Origin of the sequence: Chryseobacterium ginsenosidimutans (genome assembly GCF_024807225.1) — a bacterium.
In the GTDB taxonomy this organism is placed as follows: Bacteria; Bacteroidota; Bacteroidia; order Flavobacteriales; family Weeksellaceae; genus Chryseobacterium; species Chryseobacterium ginsenosidimutans.
The window spans coordinates 831,003-843,043 of record NZ_JANUCO010000001.1 but is presented as its reverse complement, the minus strand read 5'-3'; the positions used below and the strand labels follow the sequence as shown (position 1 = coordinate 843,043).

Here is a 12,041-nt window from a genome sequence, read left to right as displayed (position 1 = left end):
AGATTAAAGAGGTTTAACAAAATCGTTAGCAACTATAAATTTAGTAACGATTGGTAATTTTTGTGCAGCAAGTCTAAGAGCTTCTTTAGCGATATCGTAAGATACTCCTCCAACTTCGAACATAATTTTACCAGGTTTTACTACGGCTACCCAATATTCCACGGCACCTTTACCTTTACCCATCCTTACTTCGGCTGGTTTTTTAGTAATTGGCTTATCCGGGAAGATTTTGATCCATAGTTGACCTTCTCTCTTCATATATCTTGTCGCAGCAATACGAGCAGCTTCAATTTGTCTTGCAGTAATCCAAGCACCTTCTGTCGCCTTGATTCCGAAAGTTCCATAAGCAAGTTGACTACCTCTTTGGGCACTCCCCTTCATCTTCATCTTATGAACTCTACGGAACTTGGTTCTTTTTGGTTGTAACATAATTTCTAAATTTTAGATTTTAGATTTTAGATTTTAGATTTTTTATATTTTAAAAAAGTAACGGTAATTTAAAATTCAAAATTTCTATCTAAAATTTTTAATTATTATTGTTATTATTATTGTTCTTTCTAGGTCCTCTATTGTCCCTTCTGTCGCCTCCTCCTCTATTATCTCTTCTATCTCCAGACGGACCTCCTTTTTTCTGTTGTCCCACTAATGGCATAAGATCACGTTTACCGTAAACTTCACCTTTCATGATCCAAACTTTAACACCTAGCTTTCCGTACTGAGTTAATGCTTCACCAATGTGATAATCGATATCTGCTCTGAAAGTAGACAAAGGAATTCTTCCGTCTTTGAAAGATTCTGATCTTGCCATTTCAGCACCGTTCAATCTACCAGAGATTTGAACTTTGATACCTTCTGCACCCATTCTCATTGTACCAGCGATAGCCATCTTAACAGCTCTTCTGTAAGAGATTCTGTTTTCGATTTGCTTAGCAATGCTGTCTGCAACTAATACTGCATCAAGCTCAGGTCTTTTGATTTCGAAAATATTGATTTGAATATCCTTTTTAGTAAGTTTCTTCAATTCTTCTTTCAATTTATCAACTTCCTGACCTCCTTTACCGATGATAAGTCCCGGTCTAGCAGTAGTGATTGTAACTGTTACTAATTTTAATGTTCTTTCAATATAAATTCTTGAAATCCCACCTTTAGATAATCTAGCTTCAAGGTATCTTCTGATTTTGTAGTCTTCAGCGATTCTGTCTCCATAATCTTTACCACCAAACCAGTTAGAATCCCATCCTCTGATGATACCTAATCTATTACCAATTGGATTTGTCTTCTGTCCCATACCTTGAATTAATTTTCTTTTGTACCTAAGATTAATGTAATGTGGTTTGATCTTTTTCTGATTCTGTACCCTCTACCTTGTGGAGCTGGTCTTAGTCTCTTCAATTGTCTTGCACTGTCTACAAAAATTTCTTTAACGATAAGGTTTGCTTCTTCGATATCAGCACCTTCGTTTTTAGACTGCCAGTTTGCCATTGCAGAAAGTAATACTTTCTCCAATTTGTTTGAAGCGTCTTTTTTAGAATATTTTAGAATGTATAAAGCTTTGTCTACTTCTACTCCTCTGATGATATCAGCTACTAATCTCATTTTTCTCGGAGAAGACGGGCAATCATTATGTAATGCTTTTACTACATCTTGATTTGTTAATTTACGTGCTAATGCACTTTCTCTTTTTCTTGATCCCATGATTATCTGCTTCCTTTGTTTTTGTTACCACCATGACCTCTGAAAGATCTTGTTGGAGAAAATTCGCCTAACTTGTGACCAACCATGTTTTCTGTAACATAAACAGGAATAAAAGATTTCCCGTTGTGTACAGCAATAGTTTGTCCTACGAAGTCCGGAGAGATCATCGATGCTCTAGACCAAGTCTTGATAACAGTTTTCTTATTAGCTTCTATATTTGTCTGAACCTTCTTATCTAAAGTATGATGAATGAATGGTCCTTTTTTAAGTGATCTTGCCATAATTATTTACGTTTAGATATGATATGACGGTTAGACGCTTTGTTTTTCTTTCTAGTTTTGTAACCTTTAGCTGGCATACCGTTTCTAGATCTTGGGTGACCTCCAGAAGAACGTCCTTCACCACCTCCCATTGGGTGATCTACAGGGTTCATTACTACTGGTCTTGTTCTTGGTCTTCTACCCAACCATCTGCTTCTACCAGCCTTACCTGATACAGTTAATTGGTGATCTGAGTTAGAAACTGAACCGATCATTGCCATACACTCAACAAGAATCATTCTAGATTCTCCTGAAGGCAATTTGATGATTGCATATTTTCCGTCTCTTGAAGTAAGTTGAGCTGAAGAACCAGCACTTCTTGCTAAAATAGCACCTTGTCCAGGCTTCATTTCAACACAAGAGATTACAGTACCCAATGGAATGTTTTTCAATTTCATTGCGTTACCAATATTAGGTTCTACGCTTTCACCTGAAACTACTTTTTGATCTACTTTGATACCGTTTGGAGCGATGATATATCTCTTCTCTCCGTCTGCGTATTCTAATAAAGCGATAAATGCAGTTCTGTTTGGATCGTATTCTACAGTTTTTACAATGGCTTCAACGTTTGCTTTGTTTCTTTTGAAGTCAATAATTCTGTATTTCTTTTTGTGTCCACCTCCGGTGTAACGCATGGTCATTTTACCAGTTTGGTTACGTCCACCTGACTTACTAATACCAACTGTAAGAGATTTCTCTGGTTTGTTGGTAGTAATTTCCTCAAAATTGTTTACAACTCTGAATCTCTGTCCTGGGGTGATAGGTTTTAATTTTCTAACAGACATTACTATTATTTATAATTAATAATTAATTTACAGCGAAAATATCGATAACATCACCTTCTACAAGTTTAATTACCGCTTTTTTCAATTTGTTTGTCTTTCCTACTTGAAGACCTTTTTTAGTGTATTTCGAAGAAACCTTCGGAGCATAAATCATTGTATTAACATCTGCTACTTTTACACCATAAGCTGCTTCTACAGCCTTTTTAATCTGGATTTTATTCGCCTTAGGTTGTACTAAGAAAGAATAAGAACCTCTTAAATCTGTAAGGTAATTAGCCTTTTCTGAGATAACTGGTTTAATAATAACTGACATGACTTATTTCTTTAAATTTTCCTGGAATTTTTCAACTGCACCTTCTAAGAATACAATCTCACCTGCGTTGATTAAGTCATAAGAAGAAATCTCGTTGAATTTCATAACTTTAGTCTTAGGTAAGTTTCTTGAAGATAAATACACATTCTTGTTTGTATCAGGAAGAATGAATAAAGACTTCTTATCGTTCAATGCCAATGCATTCAGGATAGTGATGAAATCTTTAGTTTTAGGAGCATTGATGCTCAATCCTTCAACAATTTTAATACTGTTGTCTCTCATTTTCTGAGAAAGAACAGATTTTTTAGCTAATCTCTTAAGAGCTTTATTCAATTTGAATCTGTAGTCTCTTGGCTTAGGTCCGAATACTCTACCTCCACCTCTAAATGTAGGAGATTTAATATCACCGTATCTAGCAGATCCAGATCCTTTTTGCTTCTTAAGTTTTTTAGTAGAAGCAGTAATTTCGCTTCTTTCTTTTGATTTATGAGTTCCTTGTCTTTGTGCAGCAAGGTACTGTTTAACTTCTAAGTAAACCGCGTGCTTGTTTGGCTCAATTCCGAATACTGTTTCGTCTAGAGTTACTTTTTTTCCGGTTTCTTTTCCTGATGTATTTAATACTACTAGTTCCATTTTCTGATAATTACATAAGAATTTTTAGCTCCCGGAACAGCACCTTTTACTACTAAAAGATTTTGTTCTTGATCCACTTTTAATACTTGAAGGTTTTGTACAGTTACCTGCTTACCTCCCATTCTACCTGCCATTCTCATTCCTTTGAATACTCTCGAAGGATCCGATCCCGCACCGATAGAACCTGGAGCTCTTAATCTGTTGTGCTGGCCGTGAGTAGCTTGCATTACCCCTCCAAATCCGTGTCTTTTAACAACACCCTGGAAGCCTTTACCTTTTGAAGTACCTGTTACGTCAACAAATTCGCCTTCAGCGAATAGTTTCACAGTTACATCTTCTCCTACTGTTACTTGGTCTACGAATTCTCTGTAGAATTCTACCAACTTAGCTTTAGGAGCTGAACCAGCCTTTTTAAAATGGCCAACTAACGCTTTACCTACGTTCTTTTCACTCTTGTCATCGAAACCTAACTGAACTGCTTTATAGCCGTCCTTTTCAATGGTTCTGACCTGTAAAACTGAGCAAGGACCTGCCTGGATAACGGTACACGGCATATTTTTGCCGTTTTCGTCAAACAGAGAAGTCATCCCAATTTTTTTTCCAATAATACCTGACATTGTTTATATTATAAATAAAATTTATCTTCTTTATATTTCGCCATTTTTCCGAGTCTGAAGCAATTTCTACTTTTGATATAGGCATACTACGCCCGTAAAATGAGTGTGCAAATGTAAGAATAATTTTATAACTGACAAATATTTATAGTAAAATATTTTGATTTTTAATCATTTAGGGAAATTTCGAAAAATTCGGGAGAAATTTTCACTGAAATAGTTTTGAATTACAGAAAATTTAAAAATGAGTTGATTTTTATTTAATAATTACACTCACGCCAATTTCTTCGAGATTATTTTTATCTTCTTCTAAAATACCATTATCCGTGATCAGATAATCTATTTTATCCAGAGAAGCGATTTTTCCGAAACCTTTTACATTCAGTTTGGAAGAATCTGCGAGAATGACAACTTTCTCAGAACAATCAATCATCAATTGATTCAGGTGAGCTTCTGCAGCATTGGAAGTACTGATTCCGAAATCCATATCGATTCCGTCTACTCCAAGAAATAATTTATTACAAGAGAATTGTTTCAAAATCCCCTCCGAAATAGAACCTACAATAGAAGTAGAGCTTTTTCTTACCTCGCCCCCCAATTGTATAATATTAATGTTAGGATTATTACAAAGTTCGATCGCAACACGTAAAGAAGAAGTAAGAACCGTCAACGGACCAAAATTCACCAGCATTCTCGCCAAATAATGCATCGTCGTTCCGGAAGCCAGAATAATACAGTCGTTTTCCTGAATCAGAGGCAAAGCAGCTCTTGCGATGCTCTGTTTCGCTTCCACATTAATGTTTTCCTTTTCATCTACATTCTTTTCGTACGCATATCTTACATGCTTACTTGCGCCACCATGATTTCGGAAAAGCAACCCTAAACCTTCGAGATAGTTCAGATCCTTTCGTATCGTAACCGACGAAACATTAAATTTTTCACACAAATCCTGAACAAGCACATGATCTTTTTCATCCAATTCTTTCAGTATATCATTATGTCTTGGCAGTAATTTTTCCATTCCGTTTCGTTTCATCAAAAATACCAATTTTATTTTGATTCGAAAAATTTCATTTATTTTCTTTTTAGTTTCGTTTTTAATTTATACATTTGAAAACGAAACATAACGAAATATTATGAAACGAAACGAAGAACTCAGCAAATTAACTTCCGTAAAAGAATGGGACTTTCTAATTATTGGTGGAGGAGCGAGTGGTTTAGGTTCGGCATTGGACGCTACAAGCAGAGGATTTAAAACGTTACTGTTGGAATCACATGATTTCGCGAAAGCGACTTCCAGCAGAAGTACAAAATTGGTACACGGAGGAGTAAGATATTTGGCTCAGGGAGATATCGGTTTAGTAAAAGAAGCTTTAAAGGAAAGAGGTTTACTGGCAAAAAATGCAGCTCACGTTGTAAAAAACCAGTCTTTTATTATTCCGAATTATACTTGGTGGGGCGGAATTTATTATAAAATAGGACTTTCGGTTTACGATTTCCTTGCCGGGAAATTAAGTTTAGGTAAAACGAAATACATCAGCAAAGCAAAAACCATTGAAAAAATTCCGACGATCGAGCAAAAAGGTTTGGCAAGCGGAGTCGTTTATCAGGACGGACAGTTTGATGATGCGAGATTGGCTATTAATTTAGCACAAACAATCACTGAAAAAGGAGGAACAGCCGTTAATTATGTTAAGGTGATTAATTTAATTAAAAATGATTCCAATAAAATAACAGGAGTTCTTGCAGAAGATCAGTTCACGAAAGAGCAATTCGAAATCAAAGCAAAAGTGGTTATCAACGCAACCGGAATTTTCACGAATGACATCTTAAATATGAATAATCCGAAACACGGAAAATTCGTAGTTCCAAGTCAGGGAATTCATTTGGTTTTGGATAAATCTTTCTTAAGAAGCGATGACGCCATCATGATTCCTAAAACTTCAGACGGAAGAGTATTATTTGTCGTTCCGTGGCACGACAGAGCTTTGGTAGGAACAACCGATACTTTATTAGAAAACGAAAGTTTCGAACCAAGAGCTTTAGAAGAGGAAATTAAATTTGTTTTAAATACCGCAAGACAATATTTATCTAAAAAACCAACCCGCGAAGATGTAAAATCTGTTTTCGCAGGACTTCGACCGCTTGCCGCGCCGAAAGACGGAAGCAAAAGCACAAAAGAAGTGTCGAGAAGTCATAAAGTGGTAACTTCCGATACAGGTTTGGTTTCCATCATCGGTGGAAAATGGACGACGTATCGTAAAATGGCAGAAGATACCATCAACGAAGCGATGAAAGTTCACAATTTAGGAACTACCACTTCCAAAACAGAACATCTTTCGATTCATGGAAATGTGAAACCTGAAACGGTGGACAGAACCAATCATTTATATGTATACGGTTCAGATATTCCTGAAATTAAAAAATTACAACAAAGCAACCCTGAATTTTCAGAAAAAATACATCCTGATCATCCATTCACAATAGCAGAAGCAGTTTGGGCAATCCGAAACGAAATGGCACAGACTATTGAAGATATTTTGGCAAGAAGGGTACGACTTTTATTTTTGGACGCAAGAGCAGCGATCGACAGTGCGCATAAGATCGCTTCTATTATTGCAAAAGAAAACGGACATTCTACGGAATGGGCAAACGAACAGGAAAACCAGTTTATCGAATTGGCGAGAGGATATCTATTGACTCCTTACTCTCCAAGATCTATCTAACCTTAATTACCATCACAGCATGAGTGACCAGTTAATTCTCGCTCTAGACCAAGGTACGACTTCGTCAAGAGCCATTTTATTCAATCACAGCGGAGAAATAGAATTTGTTTCTCAGAAAAGTTTTGAACAGATATACCCTACCCCGGGTTGGGTAGAGCATGATCCCAACGAAATTTGGTCTTCTCAGGTTTCTGTAGCGGCAGAAGTAATCGCCAAAGCAGGAATTTCAGGAAGAGAAGTTGCCGCTATCGGAATCACCAATCAACGTGAAACTACCGTTGTCTGGGACAGAGAAACCGGAGAACCCGTCTACAATGCGATTGTTTGGCAAGACAGAAGAACGTCTAAATATTGCGACGAATTAAAAGAACAGGGTCATGCTGAAATGATTAAAGCAAAGACAGGTCTTGTTTTAGACGCTTATTTTTCTGCCACAAAACTAAAATGGATTTTAGACACGGTAGAAGGTGCAAGAGAAAAAGCGGAAGCAGGAAAACTATGTTTCGGAACGGTTGATACATTCCTTGTCTGGAAACTGACACGTGGAAAAATGTTCATCACCGATGTTTCGAATGCGAGCAGAACAATGCTTTTAAACATTCATACCTTAGAATGGGATAATGATTTATTAGAATTATTTAACATTCCAAGAGCGATTTTGCCGGAAGTAAAACAAAGCAGCGAAATCTACGGAGAAACTGCCACTACTCTATTTTCAACAAAAATTCCGATTGCCGGAATTGCTGGAGATCAACAGGCAGCCTTATTCGGACAGATGTGTACAACTCCCGGAATGGTAAAAAATACTTATGGAACAGGCTGTTTTCTTTTGATGAATACAGGAACAGAAGCCGTTGCCTCGAAAAACAATTTGTTAACAACTGTTGCATGGAAAATTAATGGAGAAGTTAATTATGCGTTGGAAGGAAGTGTATTTGTAGGTGGAGCAGCCATTCAATGGTTAAGAGACGGTTTAAAATTAATTAATTCTGCAGAAGAAGTAAATACATTAGCACAATCTGTGGAAGATAACGGCGGTGTTTATTTTGTTCCTGCGTTGACAGGTTTGGGCGCCCCTTATTGGGATCAGTACGCTCGCGGAACGATTGTAGGGGTAACTCGTGGTACGACAAATGCTCACATCGCAAGAGCTACTTTGGAAGGAATTGCTTTTCAGGTCTATGATATTGTAAAAGCAATGGAAGCAGATTCAGGGAAGAAAAGTCCGGAACTGAGAGTAGATGGAGGTGCTTCTGCAAGTGATATTTTAATGCAGATTCAGTCGGATATTTTCGGTTTTCAAATTACAAGACCAAAAACACTGGAAACAACAGCTTTAGGAGCGGCTTATCTTGCCGGACTCGCTGTCGGATACTGGAAAAACATTGACGAAATCCAATCTCAATGGATTGTTGATAAACATTTTCAGCCTCAAATGGAAGAAGAAAAAGTGGAGAAAATGATCAAAACATGGCAAAAAGCTGTACAACGTTCTCAAAACTGGATCGAAGATTAATCACATTTAAAAACACATTAAAATTATGACTCCATTTGTAGCAGAAATAATCGGCACTATGCTGATGATACTTTTAGGAAACGGCGTGGTAGCAAACGTTGTTTTGAAAGGAACCAAAGGAAATAATTCCGGATGGATCGTGATTACAACAGCTTGGGCTTTGGCAGTTTTTGTCGGCGTTACGGTTGCAGGACCAATAAGCGGAGCACATCTGAATCCCGCGGTGACTTTAGGATTGGCCTTTGCAGGAAAATTCCCTTGGGATTTGGTTCCTACTTATATTGCCGGAGAAATGATCGGGGCGATGTTGGGTGCTTTTCTCGTTTGGTTGTTTAATAAAGATCATTTTGCAATCACTGAAGATGAAGGTGCAAAACTGGCTTGTTTCAGTACAGGTCCCGCAATCAGAAAACCTATTTCAAATTTAATCAGTGAAATCATCGGAACTTTCGTTCTTGTTTTTGTGATTTTCCATTTTGCAGATCCGAGTGTTGCTTTGAATAATGATCCGACCGCAAAAATCGGTTTGGGAACGATTGGCGCTTTGCCTGTTACCCTTTTGGTTTGGGCAATTGGTTTATCTTTAGGAGGAACGACTGGTTATGCCATCAATCCCGCAAGAGATTTAGGGCCAAGAATTATGCACGCCATTCTTCCGGTAAAAGGAAGCAGTGATTGGAGCTATGCCTGGATTCCTATTGCAGGACCCATTATCGGAGCAGGTCTCGCAGCTTTACTGCACCTGGCTTTAAGTTAACCACAGACAGTTTACACAATGAAAAAACTCTTTTATATATGCCTGATTTTATTAGGCACAGGGAATCTTTTTGCTCAGGAAAATACCGAAAATCAGGAAGACAGCAGGCTGGATTTCACAGCCAATATTCAAAACAATCACCTTTGGAGAGGTTTGATTATTACGGATAAGCCCGTTGTCATGGGAAATCTTTCCTACGCATTAGATAAAGACAAAAAATGGAAAGTCGGGATTTGGGGAGCATCTTCCATGACTGATGATAAAGACGGAACGCACTACAAAGAAATCAATTATTACGTTCAGTATTCCAACGGGCGTTTGTATATTGGTTTGTGGGATTTATTTAATTCAAGAAACATTAATACGGCAGTTGCTTCGGATGATATTTTTAATTATTCAAACAGAAAAACCGCGCATATTATTGATTTAAGAACCAACTATACTTTCGGACCTTCGTTTCCATTAAATATTGAAGCAGACATCATGCTTTACGGTGGAGCAAACGCAGGAGAAGTTGTTCTTGAGCCGGATGGAAGTTATAAAAAGAACAAATATTCCACATATGTTCAGGCGAGTTATCCTGTGATTAAAGATAAAAAAGTAAATCTTGATGCTTTTGTAGCAGCTGGTTTTGCTTTAAACGACAAGAACTTTCTGTACGGAAACGGAACGAATAGTTTTGACATCGTCAACGTTGGAGTAAAAGCAAGCAAATCGTTGAAAATTACAGAACATTATACGTTGCCTGTTTCAATGATGGCGATGTGGAATCCTGCGAATAAGTTTGCGAGAATTCAACTTGCCGCAACGGTATTTTAAATTAAAAATTGTTAGTATTTTACAAGCCATTCCGATTTCGGGATGGTTTTTTGTTTTTAAAACTATAAAAATCCCAATGAGCTTTTTCGTATACATTCTTTTTAACGCAAGGTCCGCAAAGTTCTATTGATATCTTTTTTTATTTTTCCGTTCGCAAGGGCGTTTTACTCAGCAAAGGCTGATTGCGATTTTAGCTGAGTAAAACGCCTTTGCGAACGAAAATCTTTTCAAGTTTAATTAAAAAAGCTTTTGCGATCATAGCGTTTAAAACATTTAACTGAATCTTTTATCTAAAAGCCCATTCTAAAAGCAATCTCCGTGATTTTACGGTTTAATTTTTGCTGGGATATTTTTACTTTTGAGAAATTTTAGCATATGAAAAAGTTTTTGGCTTTATTTACTTTCTGCTTTTGCATTCTGTCGTTTGCACAATCGAAAGCACCGTTTACAGGAAAGCGGGATTTCAATATTGAACAGGGAGTAAGCGGAACGGGAACTCCGTCTTATTATCTTGACGTGAAAAATAATGGAGAGGTCTACTTTGGTTTTGTACAAATTAATCAGGCGGATGGAGCGGAAACGAAAGAAGAAATTAACGCCGGAAAATACAACCCGAAAGTGATGAAGGTATATTTCAAAACCTACAATGAAACTTTTTACGTGAAATTCGATAAAGAAAAAATTTACCTTACCGACGAAAAAGGGAAAATTATGAAATCAGACGACTGTTGTCCTGTTTCCAAAATGGACGAACAGAATTGTGAATGCGGAGGCACATTGTATCAATAATGAAAGTTCTTAGATTTTTATTTCTCTTCGTTTTCCTATTCTCATGCTCGAAAAAAGAGAATCACGATTATACATTTTATTACTGGAAAACCAAATTGGCTTTAGACAAAACCGAAAAGGAAATTTTGAATAAAGCGACAACACCTTATTTATACACGAGGTTTTTTGATGTTGATAAAATTAATGGCAAATTTCAACCGATCGGAGCGATTACAAAAGACAAAAGTTTTGAAACCGACAAACAAATTGTTCCGACTGTTTTCATTACTAACCGAACTTTATTAAAAATCACAGATCAGGAAATAAAATTTTTAGCAGAAAGCATCAACAGTTTAATTCAGAAAAAAATTTCGGAATATCATTTTAAAACCAGCAGTGAAATCCAGATCGACTGTGACTGGACCGCAGGAACGAGAGATGATTATTTTAAATTTTTGAAAGAGTTAAAAAAGATCTCAGGAAAAGAAATCACCTGCACACTTCGTCTTCATCAGGTGAAAGATAAAGTTCAGACGGGAATTCCGCCTGTTGAAAAAGTGTATCTGATGTGCTACTCTACTTCTTCGCCGCTGGAAAATTCAGATAAAAATTCAATTTTAGATGTGAACACGTTGAAAAGTTATTTGTCAAAAATTGATGAATATCCTATTAAAAAAATTGAAGTGGCGCTTCCGATTTATTCTTGGGGAATTGTCACCAATTATTTAGGAAAACATAAATTAATCAATGCCTTATCTGAAAAAGATCTGGAAAATCCCCATTTTAAAAAAATCTCTACTACAGAAATTGAAATCCGGAAAGACGGATTTTACTTTGGAAATTATTTGAATAAAGGTTTCAGAATAAAAGTTGAAGAAATTTCTGATGAACAAATTCAGGAGGTCGTTGATTTCTTAGAGAAAAAAATACAGCATTTCAATATTATTTATTATCAATTAGATAGTAAATTTGTTACAGAACAGAATTTTAATTTTTAAAAATTTAATCATCATAAATCTGTTAAGATCTGTGTAATCAGTGGGAAAAATATCTCCCGCAGATTTCTCAGATTACACAGATACTTGGATTTAAAAC

At 36.5% G+C, this 12,041-nt stretch carries 15 protein-coding genes; 6 read left to right on the top strand and 9 right to left on the bottom strand.

Annotated elements, in window-relative coordinates:
• Positions 1-3: 3 nt before the first annotated feature.
• The 9 genes from rplP to J3D55_RS04065 all read right to left on the bottom strand — a co-directional run bounded on the left by rplP (position 4) and on the right by J3D55_RS04065 (position 5,381).
• Positions 4-429 (bottom strand): 50S ribosomal protein L16, encoded by a 426-nt coding sequence (gene rplP / locus J3D55_RS04105; RefSeq protein WP_259128234.1) that lies wholly within the window; start codon positions 427-429, stop codon positions 4-6.
• Between the two features lie 97 nt (positions 430-526).
• On the bottom strand, positions 527-1,288 hold the full coding sequence (gene rpsC, locus J3D55_RS04100; protein ID WP_259128233.1) for a 30S ribosomal protein S3: 762 nt from the start codon (positions 1,286-1,288) through the stop codon (positions 527-529).
• An 8-nt stretch (positions 1,289-1,296) separates the two neighbouring features.
• On the bottom strand, positions 1,297-1,695 hold the full coding sequence (gene rplV / locus J3D55_RS04095) for a 50S ribosomal protein L22 (RefSeq protein ID WP_055987504.1): 399 nt from the start codon (positions 1,693-1,695) through the stop codon (positions 1,297-1,299).
• Positions 1,696-1,697: 2 nt separating this feature from the next.
• Positions 1,698-1,976 (bottom strand): 30S ribosomal protein S19, encoded by a 279-nt coding sequence (gene rpsS / locus J3D55_RS04090; RefSeq protein ID WP_259128232.1) that lies wholly within the window; start codon positions 1,974-1,976, stop codon positions 1,698-1,700.
• A 2-nt stretch (positions 1,977-1,978) separates the two neighbouring features.
• On the bottom strand, positions 1,979-2,800 hold the full coding sequence (gene rplB, locus J3D55_RS04085) for a 50S ribosomal protein L2 (RefSeq protein ID WP_259128231.1): 822 nt from the start codon (positions 2,798-2,800) through the stop codon (positions 1,979-1,981).
• Between the two features lie 22 nt (positions 2,801-2,822).
• Positions 2,823-3,113, bottom strand: coding sequence for a 50S ribosomal protein L23 (rplW, locus tag J3D55_RS04080; RefSeq protein WP_259128230.1), 291 nt, complete (start codon positions 3,111-3,113; stop codon positions 2,823-2,825).
• 3 nt (positions 3,114-3,116) lie between these two features.
• Positions 3,117-3,746, bottom strand: a complete 630-nt coding sequence (rplD, locus tag J3D55_RS04075; RefSeq protein WP_259128229.1) for a 50S ribosomal protein L4 — start codon at positions 3,744-3,746, stop codon at positions 3,117-3,119.
• Positions 3,737-4,363: a 50S ribosomal protein L3 gene (gene rplC / locus J3D55_RS04070; RefSeq protein WP_259128226.1), complete on the bottom strand. Its 627-nt coding sequence runs from the start codon at positions 4,361-4,363 to the stop codon at positions 3,737-3,739. The genes rplD and rplC overlap by 10 nt, the downstream gene beginning before the upstream one ends.
• Before the next feature lie 253 nt (positions 4,364-4,616).
• On the bottom strand, positions 4,617-5,381 hold the full coding sequence (locus J3D55_RS04065) for a DeoR/GlpR family DNA-binding transcription regulator (RefSeq protein WP_259128225.1): 765 nt from the start codon (positions 5,379-5,381) through the stop codon (positions 4,617-4,619).
• A 115-nt stretch (positions 5,382-5,496) separates the two neighbouring features.
• Here J3D55_RS04065 and J3D55_RS04060 point away from each other — a divergent pair, with 115 nt between their 5' ends.
• From J3D55_RS04060 to J3D55_RS04035, 6 genes are all read left to right on the top strand, one after another.
• Complete coding sequence (locus J3D55_RS04060; protein ID WP_259128224.1) at positions 5,497-7,086, top strand: glycerol-3-phosphate dehydrogenase/oxidase; 1,590 nt, start codon at positions 5,497-5,499, stop codon at positions 7,084-7,086.
• 19 nt (positions 7,087-7,105) lie between these two features.
• Positions 7,106-8,602 carry a glycerol kinase GlpK gene (gene glpK / locus J3D55_RS04055; RefSeq protein WP_259128218.1) on the top strand — a complete coding sequence of 499 codons (1,497 nt, stop codon included), beginning with the start codon at positions 7,106-7,108 and terminating at the stop codon, positions 8,600-8,602.
• A gap of 25 nt (positions 8,603-8,627) precedes the next feature.
• Positions 8,628-9,359, top strand: a complete 732-nt coding sequence (locus J3D55_RS04050) for an MIP/aquaporin family protein (protein ID WP_259128217.1) — start codon at positions 8,628-8,630, stop codon at positions 9,357-9,359.
• An 18-nt stretch (positions 9,360-9,377) separates the two neighbouring features.
• Positions 9,378-10,178: a hypothetical protein gene (locus J3D55_RS04045; protein WP_259128215.1), complete on the top strand. Its 801-nt coding sequence runs from the start codon at positions 9,378-9,380 to the stop codon at positions 10,176-10,178.
• A 375-nt stretch (positions 10,179-10,553) separates the two neighbouring features.
• Complete coding sequence (locus tag J3D55_RS04040; protein ID WP_259128214.1) at positions 10,554-10,967, top strand: hypothetical protein; 414 nt, start codon at positions 10,554-10,556, stop codon at positions 10,965-10,967.
• Positions 10,967-11,944, top strand: a complete 978-nt coding sequence (locus J3D55_RS04035; protein WP_259128211.1) for a hypothetical protein — start codon at positions 10,967-10,969, stop codon at positions 11,942-11,944. Before J3D55_RS04040 ends, J3D55_RS04035 begins: the two co-directional genes overlap by 1 nt.
• The last annotated feature ends 97 nt before the right edge of the window (positions 11,945-12,041 follow it).